This window comes from Cupriavidus cauae (assembly GCF_008632125.1).
Lineage (GTDB): Bacteria > Pseudomonadota > Gammaproteobacteria > Burkholderiales > Burkholderiaceae > Cupriavidus > Cupriavidus cauae.
Genome location: NZ_VWRN01000067.1, coordinates 24467 through 46511 on the forward strand (window position 1 = coordinate 24467; position 22045 = coordinate 46511).

At 67.5% G+C, this 22045-nt stretch carries 18 protein-coding genes; 5 read left to right on the top strand and 13 right to left on the bottom strand.

What is annotated here, in order from left to right; translation table 11 throughout:
* Positions 1-117 precede the first annotated feature (117 nt).
* Positions 118-2079 (bottom strand): tetratricopeptide repeat protein, encoded by a 1962-nt coding sequence (locus F1599_RS23320; protein WP_150084689.1) that lies wholly within the window; start codon positions 2077-2079, stop codon positions 118-120.
* 135 nt (positions 2080-2214) lie between these two features.
* Here F1599_RS23320 and mutM point away from each other — a divergent pair, with 135 nt between their 5' ends.
* Entirely contained in the window at positions 2215-3156 is a 942-nt protein-coding gene (gene mutM, locus F1599_RS23325; RefSeq protein ID WP_150084690.1) for a bifunctional DNA-formamidopyrimidine glycosylase/DNA-(apurinic or apyrimidinic site) lyase, read from the top strand.
* A 59-nt stretch (positions 3157-3215) separates the two neighbouring features.
* Positions 3216-4472 carry an A/G-specific adenine glycosylase gene (gene mutY / locus F1599_RS23330; protein WP_223819845.1) on the top strand — a complete coding sequence of 419 codons (1257 nt, stop codon included), beginning with the start codon at positions 3216-3218 and terminating at the stop codon, positions 4470-4472.
* A 78-nt stretch (positions 4473-4550) separates the two neighbouring features.
* On the opposite strand, the gene F1599_RS23335 is transcribed toward mutY, so the two are convergent.
* From F1599_RS23335 to F1599_RS23385, 11 genes are all read right to left on the bottom strand, one after another.
* Positions 4551-5204 (bottom strand): LON peptidase substrate-binding domain-containing protein, encoded by a 654-nt coding sequence (locus tag F1599_RS23335; protein ID WP_150084691.1) that lies wholly within the window; start codon positions 5202-5204, stop codon positions 4551-4553.
* 85 nt (positions 5205-5289) lie between these two features.
* Positions 5290-6171 (bottom strand): RNase adapter RapZ, encoded by an 882-nt coding sequence (rapZ, locus tag F1599_RS23340; protein WP_149320113.1) that lies wholly within the window; start codon positions 6169-6171, stop codon positions 5290-5292.
* Positions 6172-6418: 247 nt separating this feature from the next.
* Positions 6419-6709: a PsiF family protein gene (locus F1599_RS23345; protein WP_149320114.1), complete on the bottom strand. Its 291-nt coding sequence runs from the start codon at positions 6707-6709 to the stop codon at positions 6419-6421.
* 198 nt (positions 6710-6907) lie between these two features.
* Positions 6908-7879, bottom strand: coding sequence for an HPr(Ser) kinase/phosphatase (gene hprK / locus F1599_RS23350; protein WP_006576781.1), 972 nt, complete (start codon positions 7877-7879; stop codon positions 6908-6910).
* A 73-nt stretch (positions 7880-7952) separates the two neighbouring features.
* Complete coding sequence (ptsN, locus tag F1599_RS23355; RefSeq protein ID WP_149320115.1) at positions 7953-8408, bottom strand: PTS IIA-like nitrogen regulatory protein PtsN; 456 nt, start codon at positions 8406-8408, stop codon at positions 7953-7955.
* 402 nt (positions 8409-8810) lie between these two features.
* Complete coding sequence (hpf, locus tag F1599_RS23360) at positions 8811-9164, bottom strand: ribosome hibernation-promoting factor, HPF/YfiA family (RefSeq protein ID WP_149320116.1); 354 nt, start codon at positions 9162-9164, stop codon at positions 8811-8813.
* Positions 9165-9213: 49 nt separating this feature from the next.
* Positions 9214-10692, bottom strand: coding sequence for an RNA polymerase factor sigma-54 (locus F1599_RS23365; RefSeq protein ID WP_150084715.1), 1479 nt, complete (start codon positions 10690-10692; stop codon positions 9214-9216).
* 177 nt (positions 10693-10869) lie between these two features.
* Positions 10870-11694: an LPS export ABC transporter ATP-binding protein gene (lptB, locus tag F1599_RS23370; protein WP_149320117.1), complete on the bottom strand. Its 825-nt coding sequence runs from the start codon at positions 11692-11694 to the stop codon at positions 10870-10872.
* A 99-nt stretch (positions 11695-11793) separates the two neighbouring features.
* A complete protein-coding gene (lptA, locus tag F1599_RS23375) occupies positions 11794-12423 on the bottom strand; it encodes a lipopolysaccharide transport periplasmic protein LptA (RefSeq protein ID WP_149320118.1) in 630 nt (209 codons plus the stop codon).
* Between the two features lie 116 nt (positions 12424-12539).
* Positions 12540-13169, bottom strand: coding sequence for an LPS export ABC transporter periplasmic protein LptC (gene lptC, locus F1599_RS23380; protein WP_149320119.1), 630 nt, complete (start codon positions 13167-13169; stop codon positions 12540-12542).
* A gap of 8 nt (positions 13170-13177) precedes the next feature.
* Positions 13178-14161 carry a KpsF/GutQ family sugar-phosphate isomerase gene (locus F1599_RS23385; RefSeq protein ID WP_149320120.1) on the bottom strand — a complete coding sequence of 328 codons (984 nt, stop codon included), beginning with the start codon at positions 14159-14161 and terminating at the stop codon, positions 13178-13180.
* Between the two features lie 276 nt (positions 14162-14437).
* Between F1599_RS23385 and F1599_RS23390 the strand changes: the two genes are divergently transcribed.
* The 3 genes from F1599_RS23390 (at position 14438) to F1599_RS23400 (ending at position 19106) form a co-directional block, all read left to right on the top strand.
* Positions 14438-16417: a monovalent cation:proton antiporter family protein gene (locus F1599_RS23390; protein WP_149320121.1), complete on the top strand. Its 1980-nt coding sequence runs from the start codon at positions 14438-14440 to the stop codon at positions 16415-16417.
* 182 nt (positions 16418-16599) lie between these two features.
* Positions 16600-17172, top strand: a complete 573-nt coding sequence (locus F1599_RS23395) for an adenine phosphoribosyltransferase (protein WP_149320122.1) — start codon at positions 16600-16602, stop codon at positions 17170-17172.
* Positions 17173-17342: 170 nt separating this feature from the next.
* Positions 17343-19106 carry a Na/Pi cotransporter family protein gene (locus F1599_RS23400; protein ID WP_150084692.1) on the top strand — a complete coding sequence of 588 codons (1764 nt, stop codon included), beginning with the start codon at positions 17343-17345 and terminating at the stop codon, positions 19104-19106.
* Here the strand turns inward: F1599_RS23400 and uvrA are convergent.
* Positions 19093-22014 (bottom strand): excinuclease ABC subunit UvrA, encoded by a 2922-nt coding sequence (gene uvrA / locus F1599_RS23405; RefSeq protein ID WP_149320124.1) that lies wholly within the window; start codon positions 22012-22014, stop codon positions 19093-19095. The genes F1599_RS23400 and uvrA overlap by 14 nt on opposite strands.
* Between the last annotated feature and the right edge of the window lie 31 nt (positions 22015-22045).

Here is a 22045-nt window from a genome sequence, read left to right on the forward strand (position 1 = left end):
GTACCGGGTCACGGCGCGCACGTTGGCGCGGACCGTGCCGGCGATGGATGTCGATGGAGGGCGATGAATCTCGATGAAGGGCACAGCCTGCCGGGTACGGGCGGCACGCCGGCGACGCTACTGCGCCAATCGCACGTTGTAGCGCCGCAGCGTTTCGACCAGCGTCTCATTGTTCGGGTCCAGCTTGACGCCTTCCTCCCAGGTCTTGCGGGCCTCGTCGCGCTCGCCGAGCTGCCACAGCACCTCGCCCAGATGCGCGGCGATCTCGGCCTCGGGCGCCTTGGCGTAGGCGTCGCGCAGCAGCTTGGCGGCCGGTTGCAACTGCCCCAGGCGGAATTTGACCCAGCCCAGGCTGTCCATGATGTACGGATCGTCGGGGCCCAGCTCGGTCGCCTTCTCCAGCAGCTTCAGCGCTTCCTGCAGGCGGATGTTGCGATCGGCCAGCGAATAGCCCAGCGCGTTGTAGCCCTGCTTCTGGTCCGGCTGCATCGCGATGAACTGGCGCAGCCGGCGTTCCATGCTGTCGTAGCGCTTCTCGCGCTCGTCGAGCATCGCCAGCTCGTACAGCCATTCGGCATTCCTGGGCTCGGCCTTGACGCGTGCGTCCAGTACCTTGCGGGCGCGGTCGTAGGCCTTGACTTCCATCAGCATGCCGACCTCGGCCTGGCGTACCGCCATCATCCGCTGCGCGCGCTGGTCGGGATCGGGGATGTCCTCGGCATCGGCCAGCATGTCGCCGAAGATCGCCTGCGCATCGTCGAGCCGGCCCATGCGGCCCAGCATCTGCGCGCGCTTGACCGATGCCGCCCCCACCATGCGCTGGTCCTCGATCCGGTCCAGCCACTGCACCGCGCCCGCGTAGTCCTTGCGCTCCTCGGCGATCTGCGCGAGGTATTGGTACGCGACGTCGGGGTTGGAACTCGGGGCCTTTTCGGCCAGCCGCAGATATTCGTGCAGATAGCGCTCCGCCTCGTCGTAGCGGCGCGCCTGCAGCCCGGTCAGACCCAGCGCCAGCGGCACGCGCGGATCGTCGGGCGCGACCTTGCGCAGCGCCTCGAACTCGCGCCGGGCCGCGTCCATCTCGTTGCGCTGCAGATAGACGCGCGCCAGCGTGATGCGGCCGTTCACCGAGGCCGGCGCCTTGTCGAGGAAGCGCTTCAGGCCGGCGATCGCCTGTTCGGGCGAGTTGTCGGCGCGCAGCTCGGCCGCCATCAGCGCCGCGGCTTCGTAGTCGGGACGCAGGCGCTGCGCTTCGTCGAGCTCGGCCAGCGCGCCCGGCACATCGCCGGCGGTTTCCTTGGCCCGTGCCAGCGCGAGCCGCGTCTCGGCCGACTGCATGTCGTTGGCGACCAGCCGCTGCAGCAGCGCGGCCGCGCCGGCCGGATCGCTGGTGCGTGACAGTTGCTGCTGTAATTGCAGGATGGCCTCGGGCCGATGGCTCGGCGGCACGCCGTTCAGTTGCAGCGACAGCAGCGGTTCGGCTTCTTCCCAGCGTGCGTTGAGCACCAGCAGGGTCGACAGCACCTGGCGCGCGGCCGGCGAAGTCGGGGCCAGGTCGGTCCACAGGCGGGCGCCGTCGAGGGCCTGCTGCGGGACGCGCGCATTGAAGGCGATTTCGGTGGCGCGCTGCGCGAAGCGTGGGTCGCGGGTCGAGCGGGCCAGTTCCACGTAGGTGCGATAGGCCGGGCCCGTCAGGCCGCGCTGCATCGAGATCTCGGCGGCCAGCACGCGGTACATGATGTCGGCCGTCAGCGGCAGCTCGGGCAGCGGCATCTTCGGCGGCAGCGGCGTCGCCGGGGTCGGCTCGAGCTCGCCGTCGCTGCCCAGCGTGAACATCGGCCGGCCGGTTTCGGCGCCGTCGGACTTCGCCTCCGCGCGTGGGGCATCGGCCTGGGCCGACCGGGCATCGCGCGCACTGGCGCAGCCGGTCAGCGCGCCGGCGCCGACCAGGGCCGCCACCAGCAGCGGCAGCAGGCGCCGGCCCGGTGCCGTGCCGCGCGCGGCGGTCTGCGCGGGCGGCTCGTCAAGCGGTGCGTGGGAAGGGAGCAGAGCGGAGATGCGGTCCAGGCGGTCCGGCATGGGTGGGACTCCGGCACGCGTGGTGCCATATGACAAGTTAGGGCCATTGTAACGTGCCGCTACAATGCCCGGCTGCGGTGCACCATGGCTGGCATGGCGTCTGCCGCTTGGAGTCGTGCGCAAAGGAGAGGTTCGATGCCGGAATTGCCCGAGGTCGAGGTGACCCGACGGGGACTGCTGCCACATCTGGAGGGCAGCCGCATCGCCGGGGTGGCGGTGCGCCATCGCGGCCTGCGCTGGCCGGTGCCCGAGGAACTGGAGGCCTGCCTGCCGGGGCGGGTCATCCGGCGTGTCGAGCGGCGCGGCAAATATCTGCTGCTTGAGTGCGTGCGCGAGGCGGAGGTGGTGGCCGACGGCGTTGCCGGTGGCGTGGCCGGTGGCGTTGCTGGTGGCGTTGCTGGTGGCGTGACCGGGAGCGTGGCTGATGGCGATGACGCCGGCTGGCTGCTGATCCACCTCGGCATGACCGGCACGCTGCGCGTCTGGCACGAGCCGCCCGCGCCGGGCACGCACGACCATATCGACCTGCTGCTGCGCGATGCGGCCGGCCGCCCGCTGACGCTGCGTTTCCGCGACCCGCGCCGCTTTGGCGCGGTGCTGTGGACCACGCTGCCAGAGGCGCTGCTGCCCACCCATCCGTTGCTGCGCAATCTCGGCATCGAGCCGTTCGACCCGGCCTTCGACGGCGACTGGCTGTATCGCCATACGCGCGGGCGCAGCGCGGCGATCAAGACGGTGCTGCTGTCGGGCGATATCGTGGTCGGCGTCGGCAACATCTATTGCTCGGAGAGCCTGTTCCGCGCCGGCATCCGGCCGACCACCGCCGCGGGCCGGCTGTCGCGTGCGCGTTGCGAGCGGCTCGCCGCCGCGGTGCGCGAGACGCTGGCGCTGGCGATCGAGCGCGGCGGCAGCACGCTGCGCGATTTCGTCGGCAGCGACGGCGCCAGCGGCTATTTCCAGCTCGACTGCCTGGTCTACGATCGCACCGGCAAGCCCTGCCGGCACTGCGCCACGCCGATCCGGCAGATCGTGCAGGGGCAGCGCTCGACCTTCTATTGCCCGCAATGCCAGCGCTGAGCGGAGCGACACGCCGCGCCTGACTCGAAAAACACCGCCGATCCCCTCGCTACTTATCGATGCCTCGCCGCTCTACCACTCGATCCACCATTCGCGCCACCACGGAGTCCGCTGCCTATCCCGCCGCCGACGAGGTGCCGTCCGCCGAGGTGCCGTCCGATTTTGGCGCCCGCGTCGTGCAATGGCAGCGCCGGCACGGGCGCCACGACCTGCCCTGGCAGAACACGCGCGATCCCTACCGGATCTGGCTGTCGGAGATCATGCTGCAGCAGACCCAGGTCAGCGCGGTGATCGACTACTACCAGCGCTTTCTGGCGCGGCTGCCGACCGTGCAGGCGCTCGCCGAGGCGCCGGCCGACGAGGTGATGGCGCTGTGGGCCGGGCTGGGCTACTACTCGCGGGCGCGCAATCTGCACCGCTGCGCCAAGCTGGTGGTCGAGCAGTACGGCGGTCGGTTTCCCGGCGATCCGGCCCTGCTGGCGGAGCTGCCCGGCATCGGCCGCTCGACCGCGGCGGCGATCGCGGCGTTCAGCGCGGGCGTGCGTGCGCCGATTCTCGACGGCAACGTCAAGCGGGTCTTCGCGCGCTGCTTCGGCGTGCACGGCCATCCCGGGGAGAAGGCGATCGAGAACAGGATGTGGGCGATGGCCGAGGCCGCGCTGCCCGCGCCGGGCCCGCGCCAGTCCGAGGACATGGTGGCCTACACGCAGGGGCTGATGGATCTGGGCGCGACCGTCTGCTCGCGCGGCAAGCCCGCCTGTCTCGAAGACGCGGCGCGCTGTCCGCTGTCGGACCTGTGCGTCGCGCGGCGAGAGGGGCTGACCGCGGTGCTGCCGACGCCGAAGGCGCGTGCGCCGATACCGGAGCGCAGCACGGTGATGGTGGTATTGCGGCATGGCCGCGAGGTGCTGCTGCGGCTGCGCGCGGACAGCGGCATCTGGGGCGGATTGTGGAGCCTGCCGGAGCTGCCCGTGCCGGCGCTGCCGTTCGATGCCGAACAGGCCGAGGGCGATGCGCTTGCCTTCGGGCGGGCCTTCGGCACCCCGGCCCGCGCCGCGATGGTGGCCGAGATGACGCACGTTTTCACCCACTTCCGGCTGCTGATCCGCGCGGTGCGGGTCGACATGGCGGCATTGGCGTTGCGCGATGGAAGCGGTGTTGGCGGTGTGGGCGGTGTGGGGCCGGGCGATGCAAGCGATACGGGCGCGGCGGCGGAGCAATGGCGCTGGCTGTCGCTGGACCGGCTCGATGAGCTGGGCATGCCGGCACCAGTGCGCAAGCTGCTGGCCGGCGAGGGACTGCCGCAATTGTTCTGAAGCAAGGAGTGGTACTGGTCGGCGCCTGCCTGCAGCGGGGCGCACGGGCTCGCACCAGCCGCGGGGGGCGGCCGCGCGCTACAGCATGTGATGCTGGCGCATGAAGCGATGCACGATCTCGATCCGCATGCCGGCGTCGGGCAGCGCCATCAGCATCTGCCTGGCCTTCATCGGCACCGGCAGCAGTTCGCATAGCCGGTTGGCGACCCAGCTCGGGTCTTCCCACTGCATCGGTTCGGCGAATGGCAGCTTGTGCGGCGGCGCATGCAGCGAGGCCACGATGCGGCGCAGTGCCGCCAGGCATTCACCCAGCAATTCCAGCTTGCAGTCGATCACGTCGTCGGGCAGCAGCTCGGCGCGCGCGACCAGCAGGCCGTCGTCGCGGGTATGGTGCTCGAGCACGCGGAAGCGCTGCCTGCCGCGCGTCTCGATCAGCAGCACGCCCAGCTGCTCCATATTGCAGTCGACGATTTCGGCCAGGCAACCGACCGCTTCCGGCACCGTGGCGCTGCCTTCCTGCGCGACCTCGGGGCCGCTGGCGATCAGGCAGACGCCGAACGCCGCGTTGTCGCGCAGGCAATTGCGCACCATGTCGACATAGCGGGGTTCGAATACGCGCAGCGGCAACCGGCCGCCGGGAAACAGCACGGTATGGAGGGGAAACAGCGGCAGGCTGTCGACTTCGACGTGGAGCGGTGCCGCGTGATTGGACGCTGGGGAACTGGAAGACATGCGATCCCGAGAAGACTTTCGCTCACGGGGCGAGGGCACGCAGGTGGCGCCGCCGCCGGGATCCACCGCCTTGGCGCTGCCCGGTTCAGCCTACCGGCACCAGCTCGCGGTGTCTGACCAGCACATTACCATGCGCGCGGAAGTAGTTGGCAAGTCTTTCCGCGATGTACACGGAGCGGTGCTGGCCGCCGGTGCAACCGATCGCGACCGTCAGATAGCTGCGGTTGTCCGCGACGAAGCTCGGCAGCCATTTCTCCACATAGGCGCGAATGTCCTCGGCCATCGCCAGCACCATCGGCTGGCTCTGCAGGAAATCGATGACGGGTGCATCTCGTCCGGTCAGGGGCCGCAGTTGCAGGTCGTAATACGGATTGGGCAGCGAGCGCACGTCGAACACCATGTCGGCATCGCTCGGCACGCCGTGCTTGAAGCCGAACGAGGTGAACAGCAGTGTCAGCTCCAGATTGTCGTCGCGGATGAAATCCTTGATCCATGCGCGCAGCGTATTGGTGCGCACATTGCTGGTGTCGATGCGATGCGCCGATTCGGCCAGCGGGCTCAGCAGCTCGCGTTCCATCTCGATCGCTTCGACCAGCGGGGTCTCGTTCGGTACGGGCGCGCCGTCCGCCTCGCGCGCAGCCAGCCGCACCGACAGCGGATGGCGCCGCCGCGTTTCGGAATAGCGCTGCACCAGCGAATCGGTATTGGCGGTCAGGAAGACCACGCGGACCTCGTGATCGGCCGACAGGCTCCGCAGCGTCTCCGGCAGCCTGGCCAGCGATTCGCGGCTGCGGATATCGGTGGCGATACCCAGATGCGTGTAGCCCTCGGCCGCAAGGTAGCGGGCGAGTTCGGGGATGAACTGCGCGGGCAGGTTGTCGACGCAGTAGTAGCCTGCGTCTTCGAGCACGTTCAATGCAACCGATTTGCCGGAGCCGGAAATGCCGGTGATGAGGACGATGCGCATAACGCTTGAAGGATAGCATCGCGTGATGATTGCGTCATGACGGTCCGATGAAATCCGCGGCTCGTGAGGCGGCCATCGGCGGAAATGGCGGCGAAAGCGTGCGAAAGCCGCGCAATGGGTAGTGAGCCGGCAAAGAAAAAGGCGAACCGCCGTGTGCCGCGCGATTCGCCTTTATTTCTTTCCGACTCTTGTTTCGCCGTCTATTTCGCTTTCCGGCGCTCCGGAACAATGCCGGCTCGGTGTGCCGTCATGCGGACAGGCATTCCTTCATGAACGCCTTGCGTTCGTCGCCCTTCTTGCCGCTCGCCTGCGCATTGCACGCCTTCATCTTTTGCTGCTGCGAGTTGCCGGCGGTGGCGGGTTTGGCCGACAGGCATTCCTTCATGAAGGCCTTGCGCTCGTCGCCCGTCTTGCCGGCCGCCTGCGTGTTGCACGTCTTCATCTTGCTCTGCTGGCTGTTGCCGGAGGCGGTCTGGGCAAAGGCGCCCGTGGCGACCAGAGGGCACAGCAGCACGCAGGTTGCGATCAGTGTCTTCATGCTGAAATCTCCTGACTGAGGATCGGGTCGCCAAGCGCAGGATGCGCAACGGCGCAGGCTGGGCGTGATGCCCATTACAGCACAAAACGCTGAAAACCCCAATCAGGTTGACGCTGTCGGCGTGTCCGGCACGCCGATGCGTCAAGGCGCAGTTGCGGCGCGGCCCGGGCTGCCGAAGGATCGGGCTCGGTCAGACGCTCAAAGCAGGCGGCCCTGGCCGCGCGACGCCGCATCGGCCTGCATCGCCGCACGCTGGCGGTCCATGAAATCGCGCAGCGTGTCGATGCCGCGCAGGCGCAGGATGGTATTGCGCACCGCCGCCTCGACCAGCACCGCAAGGTTGCGGCCGGCCGCCACCTGGATCTTCACCATATGGATCGGCAGGCCCAGCACGTCGAGATATTGCGAATCGAGCGGCAGCCGCTCGAATTCGCCGTCGTTGCGGCGAACCAGCTGGACCACGAGCTTGAGCTTCATCTTCCGGCGCACAGCGGTTTCGCCAAAGATCGTCTTGATGTCGAGCAGGCCCAGGCCGCGCACTTCCAGCAGGTTCTGCAGCAGCGGCGGGCAGCGGCCCTCGACGAAATCGGGGCCAAGACGCACGAAATCGACCGCATCGTCGGCGACCAGGCCGTGTCCGCGCGAGATCAGTTCGAGGCCCAGCTCGCTCTTGCCAAGGCCCGATTCGCCCATGATCAGCACGCCCATGCCGAGGATATCGAGGAACACCCCGTGCATGGTCACGCGCGGCGCGGAAATGCGCGACAGATACAGCCGCAGATGGTCGATGACCGCGGCCGAGGATACCGGCGTCGTGAACAGCGGCGTGGAAGAGCGCGTGCAGCGCAGTTCCAGGTCCGGCGGCGGCTCCATGCCGTCGGCCACGACCAGGAAGGGCGGCTCGAGCAGGATCAGCTCGCCCATCTGGCGCTTGCGCGTTTCGTCGTCGAGCCGCTGGTAGTAGGTGATCTCCGGCTTGCCGAGCACCTGGATCCGGTTCGGGTGAATCAGGTTCAAGTGGCCGACCAGGTCGGCCGCCGAGGTCGCCTCGCGTGCGAAGTCGAGATCGAAGGCGCGATCGGCGCCCTCCAGCCCGGCCACCCAGGACAATTTGAGGTCGGCTGCGTTGTCGTCGAAGATCGACTGGGAGGTAACGCCGGTGAGTTCCATGCGGGATGAGGCGGGGCGCTGGGGCGGTGGTGAATGCGGGTGGCGCGGCGGTCGGCCGCTTACGCCGAGAGAGTCAAGGATGCCATTGCACCAGCAACTGGTGAACCGCATCGGGCGTCGGCAAAGCGGCGAGGCCTTCACGCATATCGCGATCGGACAATAGCTGAGCGATTTCCGACAGGATTTCGAGATGCTGCTGCGTCGCCTGTTCGGGCACCAGCAGGAAGATCAACAGCGAAACGGGCTTGCCATCGGGCGATTCGAACGGAATCGGCTCGGCAAGCCGCATGAAGGCGGCCAGCGGCTGCTTCAGGCCCTTGATGCGGCCATGCGGAATGGCCACGCCGGCGCCAAGGCCGGTCGAGCCGAGCGATTCGCGGGCGAACAGATTGTCGGTCACCGTGGCGCGCGCCACGCCATGGTTGTTCTCGAACAGCAGCCCGGCCTGTTCGAACACGCGTTTTTTGCTGGTGACGCTGACGTCGAGCGAGATATTGCCGGGCGGCAGCAGTTTGGCCAAACGGTTCATTTGAAATGCGCGGAATTCCTGATACTGGCGCCGCCATGCGGTTTCTTGCCGGCGTGGGCCGGTCTGCCGTTGCTGGGCGGTGCGTTCGTTGCCGCCGCTTCCCGACTATCAGCGTGCGGCACATTATAGTGCAGGGGGGCTCCCTGCCGTCCGATGCCGATCGCCCCGAGCGGCATTGCGCAAGGAAACGGGGCGGGCATTCTCTATATGTATTGCACAGCATACACCGGGAAGCCGGCCAGACGGAACCCCATCCCGGTTTCATCCTATAGGTTGCACGGCGAGGCGGCACCGCGGCCTCGCTCGAACGTCCACGCGGGGCGCAAAAAAGCCGTGCTCCTGGCACGGCTTCTTTCCTCACTTCAAGGCCGGCCGGCGTTGTGGCCGAGCCGAATCTTCAAGCTACTGCTGGGCCTGACTGGCCACGAAGCTGTGGTACTTCAGCGATTCGCGGTCGTGGCTCTGCACCTTGTCCTTGTAGCGGATCACTTGCCGGTCCAGCTTGTCGACCAGCATGTCGATCGCCGCATAGAGATCTTCGTGGTGCGCCTCGACAAAGATGTCCTTGCCCTTCAGATGCACATTGATTTCCGCGCGTTGACGGCGATCCTTTTCCTTTTGATTGTCGACCGATAGCAGCACGCTGACGTCAATAACCTGATCGAAATGCCTGAGGATTCGCTCCAGTTTCGTTTCCACGTACTCACGCAGCGAAGGCGTGATGTCCAAGTGGTGTCCACTGATCTTGAAGTTCATAGCGCTTCTCCTTCTGAAAGAGCCGCACCAGGCAGGCGATGCGACTCGGCTACAAAGACTTGCGAAGGTTCACGGCGGGGATCTTCAAGGCTTCACGGTATTTGGCGACGGTACGTCGCGCCACGACGAAGCCTTGTTCCCCCAGCAGTTCGGCAATCCGGCTGTCGGACAACGGGTTTCTGGGGTCTTCGGCTCCTATCAACTGCTTGATCAGCGCACGGATTGCGGTGGAAGAGGCGGCACCGCCGGTTTCGGTCGATACATGGCTGCCAAAGAAATATTTCAGCTCGAATGTCCCCATCGGGGTGGCCATGTACTTATTGGTCGTCACACGAGAAATGGTCGACTCGTGTAGACCCAGTGTATCGGCTATCTCCCTCAAAACCAAGGGGCGCATCGCAATTTCACCGTGCGTGAAGAAATTCTTTTGCCGCTCCACGATCGCTTGTGCGACGCGCAAAATGGTGTCGAAACGCTGCTGGATATTCTTGATGAGCCAGCGCGCCTCCTGCAGTTTCTGCTGCAATCCCGCGGCGCCGGTATCGCCTTTTGCACCGCGCAAGATTTGCGCATACATGTCGTTGATGCGCAGCCGCGGCATCACATCGGGATTGAGCTGGGCGATCCAGTTATGGCCGCTCTTGCGCACGAACACGTCGGGCACGACGAAATCCGCTTCCGGCCGGCTGTAGGCGTGGCCGGGATAGGGCGCGAGCGAGCGGATCAGCTCGTGCGCGGCCTTCAGCTGCATGTCGTCGACCTGCAGCGCCTTCTTCAGGCGGGTGTAATCGCGCGCGGCCAGCAGTTCGAGGTGATGGCGCACGATCGTCATCGCCAGCTCGCGCTGCGGATGCTCGATGCGTCGCAGTTGCAGCGACAGGCATTCGGCCGCGTTGCGCGCCCCGACCCCGGGCGGGTCGAAGCTTTGCAGCAGCGTCAGCATCGCATGCACTTCGTCGAGCTCGAATTCGAGCTCTTCAGGCAATTCGGAAAGGATTTCCTCGAGCGAGGCGCTCAGGTAGCCGTCGTCGTCGAGCGATTCGATCAGGAAAATCGCCAGGCCCTTGTCGCGCGTGGAGATTTTCAGCGGCGCCAATTGCTCCATCAGATATTCGCGCAGCGTGGGCTCGGCATCGCGCAATTGCAGCGGCGTTTTCTCGTCCTCGTCGCTTTGCGGACGGCGGGCGAAATCGTCCAGGCTCCAGTCGCCGCCATAATCGTCGCCCGCGCCGTCGGCATAGCCGTCGTCGGCGGACGCGGCGCCATCCGCGCGCGAATCGGCGGGGGCCGTCGGCTCGGAAGACGGGGTCGTGGTGGTGGTCTGGACATTGACCGACCCGTCGGCGGCGACCCGCAGCGGGCTTTCGATCCAGTCGTTTTCGCGTTCGAGCAGGGGATTCTCGGTCAGCGCCTGCTCGACTTCCTGTTGCAGTTCCAGCGTGGAGAGCTGCAACAGCCGGATCGACTGCTGCAGCTGCGGCGTCAGGGCCAGATGCTGGGAGAGGCGTAGCTGTAGCGACGGTTTCATGCGGCCTATTTTATGCGCAACTTCGGCCGCGATGGAACGGAATTTGCTATCGGAAGTTTCGATTGCGTGGTCAGAAGCGATTGCCTGATGGATCACCAGTGCAGGATCCATACATCGCCCGCGCACAAACGAAAACGGCCGCCCTCTGTGCGAGGGCGGCCGCGCGCCAAACCGCCATTACATGCGGAAGTTTTCGCCCAGATAGACGCGCCGCACCGATTCATTGGCGATGATGTCCTTGGGCTCGCCGGCCGCGAGCACCGCGCCTTCGCTGATGATGTACGCGTGGTCGCAGATGCCCAGCGTCTCGCGCACGTTGTGGTCGGTGATCAGCACGCCGATATTGCGTGCCTTCAGGAAGCTGACGATGCGCTGGATCTCGCCGACCGCGATCGGATCGACGCCGGCGAACGGTTCGTCGAGCAGGATGAAGCGCGGCGCCGAGGCCAGCGCCCGTGCGATCTCGACGCGGCGGCGCTCGCCGCCCGACAGCGACAGCGCGGGGTTGTTGCGCAGGTGCGCGATCTGCAGATCGTCGAGCAGGCTGTCCAGCCGCCGCTCGATCTCGGCGCCGGACAGCGCCTTGCCGTTGTCTCGCTGCAGTTCCAGCACCGCGCGGATGTTCTGCTCGACATTGAGCTTGCGGAACACCGACGCTTCCTGCGGCAGGTACGACAGGCCCATGCGCGCGCGCTCGTGGATCGGCAGGCCGCTGATGTGCTGGCCGTCGAGCACGATGTCGCCTTCGTCGAGCGCGACCAGGCCCACGATCATGTAGAACGAGGTGGTCTTGCCCGCGCCATTGGGGCCGAGCAGGCCGACGACCTCGCCGCTCTTGACGTCCAGCGACACGTCCTTGACCACGGTGCGCGAGCCGTAGCGCTTCTTCAGATGACGCACCACCAGGTTGCTGGTGGCCGGCATCGTGCCCGCGCCGGCACCGGCTGCGGTGTTGGCGTTGGCGGCGGGAGCGGTGGCGGTAGCGGTGTCGGCAACGGACATGTGGGCAATCCTTTGATACTGCGTCATGCGAAGCGGGCGTGGCGAAGCGTACGTGGCGCGGCGTGCGCGGCGTGCGGGTACGTCAAGCCCGGGAAGCGATCAGGGCTTGGCCGTCGGCGAGCCTTTCAGGTCCACGCCGGCGCCACTGCCGCCGGTCCCCTGGCTCTGGCGCGGCGACAGCACGGCGCGTACGCGGCCGGACGGGTTCGCCGGCGCCGCGTTGCCGCTGCCACCGGCCGCGGTGTAGAACTCGTTGCGGCTGTCGTAGGTCAGCACCGCGCCGCGGATCTCGTCGACCACCTTGGCGCCCGCCAGCCGCGCCATGCGCGCATTGCCGATCAGCTTGGCCACTTCCTGCTTGCCGTCGTATTCGATGCGGTCGCCCCAGCCGTCGATGTACTCGTCGACGTTGTCGCGCTTCTGCCGGATATAGGCCTGCTTGCCGCCCTTGGACGTGGCCACCGCGTACTGGTAGCCCTCGGGATCGGTGCGGACCTCGGCGGCATCGGACTTGAGCACCATGGTCCCCTTGGTCAGCACCACGTTGCCGGTCAGCGTATAGATCTGCTTGACGTCGTCGTAGCTGGCGTTGTCGGCCTCGAGCACCAGCGGCTTGTCGCGGTCGGCGCGTTCGGCGAGCGCCGGCAGGGCGAGCGTCATGCCGGCGGCGAAGGCGAGCAGCACGGCGGTGGCGCGGCGGCGGGTCCAGGTCGTCAGGGTCAGGGTCATGTTGGCCACGATGGCGTTGATTGGCGTTGTCCGGGAATCGTCCAGACGGGGCGAGTGGCCCGGACTGGCGCGGAGATCGTTCGAATGGTGCGCGCCTGGCGCGGCGGCGCGATGCGTCATGGCTGTTTCGCGCCGCCGCCGCGCGGCGCCATCACGATGGTGCCGCGCACATTGCCGAGCAGATTGACCTCGCGCGTGACATTGTTGAAGACCAGGCCGTTGGCCGTCATCACCGACGGTCCGCGGGTCAGCTTGACCGGCTTGTCGGTCTTCACGATGTCGTCGTTGATCAGGATCTGGAAGTAGCTCGAGGTCGCGCTCATCTGCGGGTCCTGCGATGGATCGGCGCCCTGCACGCGAACGATATGGGCGTTGCCGAACAGGTCGATCACGCTGGCGTCGGCGTTCATCTTGCCCAGGTCGGCGGTACCGGTCACCGGCGGCCGGTCCGGTTCGTAGGCGCGCATCGCCGGCCGCGTGACCTCGTAGGTCTGGTCGTCCTCGTAATGGATCATCCGCTCGCCGGTGAAGCGCATCTTGGTGCTGCCGTCCTCGGCCAGTTCGGTCGCGGTGAAGCGCTCCATCCAGTAGTCGGGCACATGGCGCTTCTGGCGTTCGGTATCGCTGACCTGGCGCGGCGTGTTGATCTGCACCAGCCAGAACGTACTGCCGGCAACGAGCGCCATCAGCAGCAGCGGCATCAGCCGCAGCGCGAGGCGGGACAGGGAAGGGAACAGATCCCGCATGGCGTTCGTCAGATGACCTTGGCCCGGGTCAGGTCATGGATATGCAGCGCGCCCACCAGGCGCTGGTCGGCGTCGACCACCAGCAGCTGGTTGATGCGGTTTGCTTCCATGACCTGCACCGCCTCGACCGCGAGCTGGTCCGGCCCGACGGTGAAGGGGTTGGCATGCATGACCTCGCCGATCGGCACGGTCTTCCAGTCGCGCGGCGTTTCCAGCAGCCGGCGCAGGTCGCCGTCGGTGAAGACGCCGATCGCGCGGCCCTCGGCATCGACGATGGCGGTCATGGCCATGCCCTTGCGGGTGATCTCCATCAGGGCCTGTGCCAGCGGCGTGCTTTCGCGGACTTCGGGCACCGCATTGCCGGTGCGCATCACGTCCCGCACATGGGTCAGCAGCTTGCGGCCGAGCGCACCGCCGGGGTGCGAGCGGGCGAAGTCCTCTTCGCCGAAGCCGCGCGCGTCGAGCACCGCCACCGCCAGCGCGTCGCCCAGCGCCAGCGCCGCCGTCGTGCTGGCGGTCGGGGCGAGATTCAGCGGGCAGGCTTCCTTCTCGACGCGGGCGTCCAGATGCGCGTCGGCCAGCTGCGCCAGGTTCGATTCGACATTGCCGGTCACCGAGATCAGCTTGGCGCCGATGCGCTTGACGATCGGCACGATCGACAGCAGCTCGGAGGTTTCGCCCGAATTGGAGAAGGCGATCAGCACGTCGTCGCGCGTGACCATGCCGAGATCGCCATGCGAGGCCTCGGCGGGATGGACGAAGAAGGCGGGCGTGCCGGTCGAGGCCAGCGTGGCCGCGACCTTGCGGCCGATATGGCCGGACTTGCCGATGCCGGAAACGACCACGCGGCCCGAGCACTCCAGCACCAGCTGCACCGCCCGCGCGAAGTCCGGCGTCAGCCGCGACGACAACGCGGCGACCGCATCGGCTTCGATCTGCAGGGTATGGCGTGCGAGCTCGAGTGCTCTTTCCGCATTGAAATTGGCTATCATGGCGACGAAGTATACCAATGAATGCGATGACGCCCGGGCCGGTCGCGGCGCGTCCGGCCCGGCGTCTGCCTCCGCGTCCGGATTCGGTCTGCGCCGGCTGGCCGCCCCCGGCAACATGCCGCCGTGCCGGGCAGGCCGTTCCTGGTCCACCGCTTGCTTTACCGCCGGCGCAACCGCTGCACTGCTGCACCGCTATTCGGACCACAGCTCGCACCACAACCAGTACCGCACGAGCACCGCTCGCACCACCGCTCGCACCACCACCGGCCCGCCCGAATGCATTCTCCGCTGGACTTGACCCTTGTGCTGCTGGCCGCCGCCGTGCTCGGCGTGGTTGCTTTCCGCATGCTGCAGCTGCCGCCGATGCTCGGCTATCTGGCGGTCGGCATCCTGATCGGACCGCACGCGCTTGGCCTGGCCAGCGATTCGGGGCAAACCAAGTACCTGGCCGAGTTCGGCGTGGTCTTTTTGATGTTCTCGATCGGGCTGGAGTTCAATCTGGCCAAGCTGCGCTCGATGCGGCGGCTGGTGTTCGGCCTGGGCGGCAGCCAGGTGGTGCTGACCATGCTGGCGGTGGCGCCGGTCGGCTGGCTGTTCAGCGCGGTGTTCGACCTGAGCTGGCAGGCCTCGATCGCGCTGGGCGGCGCGCTGGCGATGTCGTCGACCGCGATCGTCTCCAAGATGCTGTCCGAACGGCTGGAGCTGGAGACCGAGCACGGCCGCAACATCTTCAGCGTGCTGCTGTTCCAGGATCTGGCGGTGGTGCCGCTCTTGATCGTGATTCCCGCGCTGTCGCGCGACCCCGGCGAGCTGCCGATGGCGCTGGGCCTGGCCATCATCAAGATCGTGGTGGCGCTGACGCTGATCTTCGTGCTCGGCAAGGAAGTGGTCAGCCGCTGGTTCCATGTGGTGGCCGCCCGCCGCTCGCAGGAACTGTTCATGCTGAACCTGCTGCTGGTCACGCTGGGCATGGCGGCGCTGACCGAGCGGCTGGGGCTGTCGATGGCGCTCGGCGCCTTCATGGCCGGCATGCTGATCGCGGAAACGCCGTACCGGCATCAGGTCGAGGAGGACATCAAGCCGTTCCGCGACGTGCTGCTCGGGCTGTTCTTCGTCACCATCGGCATGCTGCTCAATGTCCGCGTGGTGATCGACAACCTGTGGCTGGTGCTGACGCTGCTGATCGTGCCGGTGCTGTTCAAGTTTCTGCTGATCGCGGGCCTGGCGCGGCTGTTCGGCTCGCGTCCCGGGGTGGCGATCCGCACCGGCCTGGGGCTGGCGCAGGCCGGCGAGTTCGGCTTCGTGCTGCTGAACCAGATCGACGGGCTGGGCCTGGTCGATCCGGTGCTGACGCAGGTGATTCTCGCGTCGATGCTGCTGTCGATGCTGGTGGCGCCGTTCCTGATCCAGTACAGCGACGCGATCGCGATGCGCTTTGCCGCCAACGAATGGCTGCTGCAATCGCTGAACATGACGCGCATCGCGGCGCAGAGCCTGCAGACCGAGAAGCACGCAATCATTTGCGGCTACGGCCGCAGCGGCCAGAACCTGGCGCGCATGCTCGAGCGCGAGGGCATCGGCTATGTCGCGCTGGACCTGGACCCTGACCGCGTGCGCGAGGCCGCCGCGGCCGGCGATACGGTGGTCTACGGCGATGCCGGCCGGCGCGAGGCGCTGATCGCCGCGGGCATCCACCGCGCCGCGGCGGTGATCATCACCTATGCCAACACGCCGTCGGCGCTGAAGGTCCTGCACCATGTGCACGAACTCGAGCCGGCCCTGCCGGTGATCGTGCGCACGGTCGACGATTCGGAGCTGGAGGTGCTGCAGCGCGCCGGCGCCACCGAGGTCGTGCCCGAGATCATCGAGGGCAGCCTGATGCTGGCCTCGCATGCGCTGGTGCTGCTGGGCGTGCCGATGCGGCGCGTGGTGCGCGGCGTGCAGCAGGCGCGCGATGCGCGCTACAGCCTGCTGCGCGGCTACTTCCATGGCCGCGACGACGAGGAGGACATGATCGAGCGCGACTCGGTGCGCCTGCATTCGCTGTCGCTGGGCCCGGACGCCACCGCGGTCGGCCGGCGCCTGGGCACGCTGGGGCTCGAGCATATCGGCGTCGAGGTCACCGCCGTGCGGCGGCGCGGCATCCGCGCCTTCGATCCGCAGCCCGATACCGTGCTCGAGCCCGGCGACATCCTGGTGCTGCGCGGCACGCCCGAGGCGCTCGAGGCGGCCGAGCAGCGCCTGACCGAACGCTGACGGAGCACGCCCCCTCTCCGCGGCCCCCACGCGCAAGCGGGAGCGGGGCGAAATAGACAGCAAGCACAGCGACGGACGCAAACCGATCTCCTCTCCCACCGCGGGAGAGGGGTAGGGGACAGGAAGCCGTTATCCTAGATGGCTGGCGCTTCAGCCACCCCTTTCATCCGCAGTTTCAGACCATGCCCGCTCCCACCATCCAGTCCCCGCCCCTGGGCGACGTCACCACCTATCTGCGCGACCGCATCCGCACCGTGCCCGACTGGCCGCAGCCCGGCGTGATGTTCCGCGACATCACGCCGCTGCTGCAGGACCCGAAGACGCTGCGCGTGCTGATCGACGTGTTCGTGCACCGCTACATGGATGCCGGCCTCGACGTGGTGGCCGGTATCGACGCGCGCGGCTTCATCCTCGGCGCGATCGTCGCCTACGAGCTGAACCTGGGCTTCGTGCCAATCCGCAAGAAGGGCAAGCTGCCGTTCCAGACCGTGGCCGAGGAATACGAGCTCGAATACGGCAGCGCCACCGTCGAGATCCACGCCGATGCCTGCAAGCCGGGCGACCGCGTGCTGCTGGTGGACGACCTGATCGCCACCGGCGGCACCATGATGGCCGGACGCCGGTTGCTGGAGCGGCTCGGCGCGACCGTAGTGGAGGGCGCGGCGATCGTCGACCTGCCGGAGCTTGGCGGCTCGCGCCATCTGCTCGACAGCGGGCTGCCGCTGTTTACCGTGTGCCGATTCGAAGGCCACTGAACCGCAAAGTCGCAACGCCGCAGCGCCGCGAAGCGTTGCAAAGCCCACCATCGCTGGCGCCCCGCGTTGCCCTTGCCCGCGGCGCGGGCGCATAATGGCCGTTCATTCACAACAAGGGCCGGGCGGCCCCTGCCTCTGACCGCCGCACCGGCCGCAATGGGTGCCACACCATGGGCGTTCTGCTTCATCTGCTCTCCGGGGTCGCGCTGCTGGTCTGGGGCACGAATATCGTCAAGGTCGGCATTCTGCGCGTCTACGGCGCGAATCTGCGCCACGTGCTCTCGGCCAGCGTTGCCAATCGCTTCACCGCCTTCGCCGCCGGCCTCGGCGTGACCGGCCTGGTGCAAAGCAGCAATGCGACCGCCGTCATCGTCAGTTCCTTCGTCAGCCAGGGCCTGATCGCGGTCGCGCCCGCGCTGGCCATCATGCTCGGCGCCAACGTCGGCACCGCGCTGATGGTGCAGGTGTTCTCGCTGGACCTGTCGTGGCTGTCGCCGCTGCTGATCTTCGTCGGCGTGATCGCGCATCTGAGCTGGAAGGGCAGCCGGCCCGGCCACGTCGGCCGCGTGCTGATCGGCCTGGGGCTGATCACGCTGGCGCTGGAGCTGATCTCCAATGCGACGCGTCCGGTGGTCGAGGCCGCCGGCGTCAAGGTGCTGTTCGCCAGCCTGACCGGCGATACCGCGCTCGACATGCTGGTCGGCGCCTTCCTGACCGTGCTGTCCTATTCGAGCCTCGCGGTGGTGCTGTTCTGCGGCGCGCTGGCCTCGGCCGGCGTGGTGTCGATCCCCGTCGCGCTGGCGCTGGTGCTGGGCGCCAACCTCGGCTCGGGCATCTCGGCGTTCCTGACCACCTCCGGCAATAACCAGCCCGGCAAGCGCGTGACGCTGGGCAATCTGCTGTCGCGCCTGCTCGGCTGCGTGGTGGCGCTGCCGCTGCTGGACGAAGCGCAGACGCTGTTGCGCGCGCTCGATGCGGACCCGCAGCGGCTGATCGTCAATTTCCACCTGCTGTTCAACGTGGTGCTGGCGGTCGCGCTGATCGGCCTGACCGCGCCGCTGGCGCGGCTGTGCGAAACCATCCTGCCGGGCCGCAACACCGGCGAGAGCCAGGTCACGCCGCGCCATCTCGACCCGGCCGCGCTGTCCACGCCGACGCTGGCGCTGGCCAACGCGGCGCGCGAGGTGCTGCGCATCGGCGACCGCGTCGAGCAGATGCTGGACAACATGCTGCGCGTGCTGCGGACCAACGATGCCAAGCTGGCCGCCGCCACCTGCCGCATCGACGACGAGATCGACGATCTCTACACCGCGATCAAGCTGTACCTGACGCGCATCAGCGTCGAGGCGCTCGACGAGCGCGACGGCCGCCGCTGGACCGAAATCATCTCGCTCAATATCAACCTGGAGCATGCGGCGGACATCATCGAGCGGATCCTGCTCGACGCGCGCGACAAGAAGATCGCGCACAACCTGGTGTTCTCCGAGGCCGGCATGCAGGAGATCACCGAGATGCATGCCCGGCTGATCAGCAATCTGCGGCTGGGGCTGTCGGTGTTCCTGAACGGCGACCTGAAGAGCGCGCGGCAGCTGATGCGCGAGAAGGCGACCTTCCGCGAGCTGGAGCGCAAGTATTCGCACACCCACCTGCGCCGCGTGGCCACGCAGACCATCGAGAGCATCGACACCAGCTCGCTGCACCTGGACGTGATCAGCGACCTGAAGCGCCTGAACTCGCTGTTCTGCGCCACCGCCTATCCGGTGCTGGAGGAAGCCGGCGCCCTCGATCGCAGCCGGATGCGGGAAGAGGATGGCCAGCCGCAGGAGGAGGGCATCCCTGCGCCCGCGGCCGCCGGCGGCACGCCTGCCCCGGCGCGCGCACCGATGGTGCCCGCCGACGAGGGCAGGGCGCCGCCGCGCGTCAGCGGCGCCTGACCCGCGCCGGGGCCCGTGCCGCGGCCTGCGCTGCGGCCGCTTCCACGGGCCGCTTCAGCAGCGGCGCCAGATACTTGCCGGTAAAGCTCGCCTTGCTGGCGGCGATGTCCTCCGGCGTGCCCCGCGCGATGATCTGCCCGCCCCCGGCGCCGCCCTCGGGGCCGAGGTCCAGCACCCAGTCCGCGGTCTTGATCACATCGAGGTTGTGTTCGATGATGACCACGGTATTGCCCTGGTCGCGCAGCTTGTGGATGACCTTGAGCAGCAGCGCGATATCGTGGAAGTGCAGGCCGGTGGTGGGCTCGTCGAGGATGTACAGCGTGCGGCCGGTATCGCGCTTGGACAGCTCCAGCGACAGCTTGACGCGCTGCGCCTCGCCCCCCGACAGCGTGGTCGCCGCCTGCCCCAGGCGGATATAGCCCAGCCCCACGTCGAGCAGCGTCTGCAGCTTGCGCCGGACCACCGGCACCGCGCTGAAGAACTCGTAGGCCTGCTCGACCGTCAGCTCCAGCACCTCCGAGATGTTCTTGCCCTTGTACAGCACCTCCAGCGTCTCGCGGTTGTAGCGCTTGCCGTGGCAGACGTCGCAGGGCACGTAGACATCGGGCAGGAAGTGCATCTCGACCTTGAGCACGCCGTCGCCCTGGCAGGCCTCGCAGCGCCCGCCCTTGACGTTGAACGAGAAGCGGCCCGGATCGTAGCCGCGCTCCTTGGCCGACGGCACGCCGGCGAACAGCTCGCGGATCGGCGTGAACAGCCCCGTATAGGTGGCCGGATTCGAGCGCGGCGTGCGGCCGATCGGGCTCTGGTCGACGTTGATGACCTTGTCGAAGTGCTCCAGCCCGTCGATGCGGTCGTGCGGCGCCGGCTCCGGCGTCGAGCCGTACAGATGGCGGGCCACCGCCGGATACAGCGTGTCGTTGATCAGCGTCGACTTGCCCGAGCCCGACACGCCCGTCACGCAGGTCAGCAGGCCGACCGGAATCTCGGCATTGACCTGCTTCAGGTTGTTGCCGCTGGCGTTCAGGATGCGCAGCATCCGTTCCGGGTCCGGCGGCGTGCGCGTGGCCGGCACCTCGATGCTGAGCTCGCCCGACAGGTACTGCCCGGTCAGCGAGGCCGGCGAGGCCTCGATCTGTGGCGGCGTGCCCTCGGCGACGATCTGCCCGCCATGCACGCCCGCGCCCGGGCCGATGTCGACCACATAGTCGCTGGCGCGGATCATGTCCTCGTCGTGCTCGACCACCAGCACCGAATTGCCGATGTCGCGCAGATGCTTGAGCGTGCCGATCAGCCGGTCGTTGTCGCGCTGGTGCAGCCCGATCGACGGTTCGTCCAGCACATACATCACGCCGGTCAGGCCCGAGCCGATCTGCGAGGCCAGCCGGATGCGCTGGGCCTCGCCGCCCGACAGCGTGTCGGCGCTGCGCTCCAGCGACAGATAGTCGAGCCCGACGTTGTTCAGGAAGTTCAGCCGCGCCGAGATCTCGCGCACGATCTTGTCGGCGATCTCGCGCTTGGCGCCCTGCAGCTGCAGCGTCAGGAACCAGGTCAGCGCGTCGCGCAGCGGCCAGCCGCTGATCTCGTAGATCGCGCGCGCCTGTTCGCCGTCGCCGACCTTGACGTGGCGCGCTTCGGTGCGCAGCCGCGTGCCATGGCAGGCGGGGCAGGGCTGGTTGTTCTGGTACTTGGCCAGCTCCTCGCGCACCGCCACGGAATCGGTCTCGCGATAGCGGCGCTCCAGATTGGGAATGATCCCCTCGAACACATGCGAGCGCGTCGTGGTGCGGCCGCGTTCGTTCATGTAGGTAAACGGGATCTCGGTCTCGCCCGAGCCGTGCAGCACCACCTGCTGCACCTCGGCCGGCAGGTCCTCGAAGGCGGTGTCCAGGTCGAAGTCGTAGAACGCCGCCAGGCTCTGCAGCATCTGGAAGTAGAACTGGTTGCGGCGGTCCCAGCCCTTGATCGCGCCCGAGGCCAGCGACAGGTTCGGGAAGGCCACCACCCGCTTCGGATCGAAGAAGGTGATCTGGCCCAGGCCGTCGCAGCTCGGGCAGGCGCCCATCGGGTTGTTGAACGAGAACAGCCGCGGCTCGAGCTCGGGCAGCGAGTACGAGCAGATCGGGCAGGCGAACTTCGAGCTGAACAGATGCTCGGCGCCGCTGTCCAGCTCGAGCGCGATGGCGCGGCCGTCCGCCAGCCGCAGCGCGGTCTCGAACGATTCGGCCAGGCGCTGCTTGATGTCGGCGCGCACCTTGACGCGGTCGACCACGACTTCGATGCTGTGCTTCTCGGTCTTCTTCAGCCTGGGCAGCGCATCGACCTCGTAGACCTTGGCCTGCGCCTCGTGCGCGGCCCCGCCGCCCGAACGGATGCGAAAGCGCACGAAGCCCTGCGCCTGCATCGTCTCGAACAGGTCGGTGTGCTCGCCCTTGCGGTCGGCCACCACCGGCGCCAGGATCATCAGCTTGGTGTCCTCCGGCAGCGCCAGCACCGCGTCGACCATCTGCGACACGCTCTGGGCCTGCAGCGGCAGGTCGTGGTTGGGGCAATACGGCGTGCCGGCGCGCGCGTACAGCAGACGCAGGTAGTCGTGGATCTCGGTGACGGTGCCGACCGTCGAGCGTGGGTTGTGGCTGGTGGCCTTCTGCTCGATCGAGATCGCCGGCGACAGGCCTTCGATCAGATCGACGTCCGGCTTTTCCATCAGCTGCAGGAACTGGCGCGCATAGGCCGACAGCGACTCGACGTAGCGGCGCTGGCCTTCGGCATAGAGCGTGTCGAAGGCGAGCGAGGACTTGCCCGAGCCAGACAGGCCGGTGATCACGATCAGCTTGTTGCGCGGCAGATCGAGATTGATGTTCTTGAGATTGTGGGTGCGGGCCCCACGGATTCTGATTTCTTCCATATACCGTTTGTCTTCGCCAGGCGGGGCCGCC

Excerpts from the sequence above, each read along its gene's own strand:
- F1599_RS23320 (WP_150084689.1), bottom strand. The coding sequence starts at position 2,079 with ATGCCGGACCGCCTGGACCGCATCTCCGCTCTGCTCCCTTCCCACGCA.
- mutM (WP_150084690.1), top strand. The coding sequence starts at position 2,215 with ATGCCGGAATTGCCCGAGGTCGAGGTGACCCGACGGGGACTGCTGCCA.
- mutY (WP_223819845.1), top strand. The coding sequence starts at position 3,216 with ATGCCTCGCCGCTCTACCACTCGATCCACCATTCGCGCCACCACGGAG.
- F1599_RS23335 (WP_150084691.1), bottom strand. The coding sequence starts at position 5,204 with ATGTCTTCCAGTTCCCCAGCGTCCAATCACGCGGCACCGCTCCACGTC.
- rapZ (WP_149320113.1), bottom strand. The coding sequence starts at position 6,171 with ATGCGCATCGTCCTCATCACCGGCATTTCCGGCTCCGGCAAATCGGTT.
- F1599_RS23345 (WP_149320114.1), bottom strand. The coding sequence starts at position 6,709 with ATGAAGACACTGATCGCAACCTGCGTGCTGCTGTGCCCTCTGGTCGCC.
- hprK (WP_006576781.1), bottom strand. The coding sequence starts at position 7,879 with ATGGAACTCACCGGCGTTACCTCCCAGTCGATCTTCGACGACAACGCA.
- ptsN (WP_149320115.1), bottom strand. The coding sequence starts at position 8,408 with ATGAACCGTTTGGCCAAACTGCTGCCGCCCGGCAATATCTCGCTCGAC.
- hpf (WP_149320116.1), bottom strand. The coding sequence starts at position 9,164 with ATGAACTTCAAGATCAGTGGACACCACTTGGACATCACGCCTTCGCTG.
- F1599_RS23365 (WP_150084715.1), bottom strand. The coding sequence starts at position 10,692 with ATGAAACCGTCGCTACAGCTACGCCTCTCCCAGCATCTGGCCCTGACG.
- lptB (WP_149320117.1), bottom strand. The coding sequence starts at position 11,694 with ATGTCCGTTGCCGACACCGCTACCGCCACCGCTCCCGCCGCCAACGCC.
- lptA (WP_149320118.1), bottom strand. The coding sequence starts at position 12,423 with ATGACCCTGACCCTGACGACCTGGACCCGCCGCCGCGCCACCGCCGTG.
- lptC (WP_149320119.1), bottom strand. The coding sequence starts at position 13,169 with ATGCGGGATCTGTTCCCTTCCCTGTCCCGCCTCGCGCTGCGGCTGATG.
- F1599_RS23385 (WP_149320120.1), bottom strand. The coding sequence starts at position 14,161 with ATGATAGCCAATTTCAATGCGGAAAGAGCACTCGAGCTCGCACGCCAT.
- F1599_RS23390 (WP_149320121.1), top strand. The coding sequence starts at position 14,438 with ATGCATTCTCCGCTGGACTTGACCCTTGTGCTGCTGGCCGCCGCCGTG.
- F1599_RS23395 (WP_149320122.1), top strand. The coding sequence starts at position 16,600 with ATGCCCGCTCCCACCATCCAGTCCCCGCCCCTGGGCGACGTCACCACC.
- F1599_RS23400 (WP_150084692.1), top strand. The coding sequence starts at position 17,343 with ATGGGCGTTCTGCTTCATCTGCTCTCCGGGGTCGCGCTGCTGGTCTGG.
- uvrA (WP_149320124.1), bottom strand. The coding sequence starts at position 22,014 with ATGGAAGAAATCAGAATCCGTGGGGCCCGCACCCACAATCTCAAGAAC.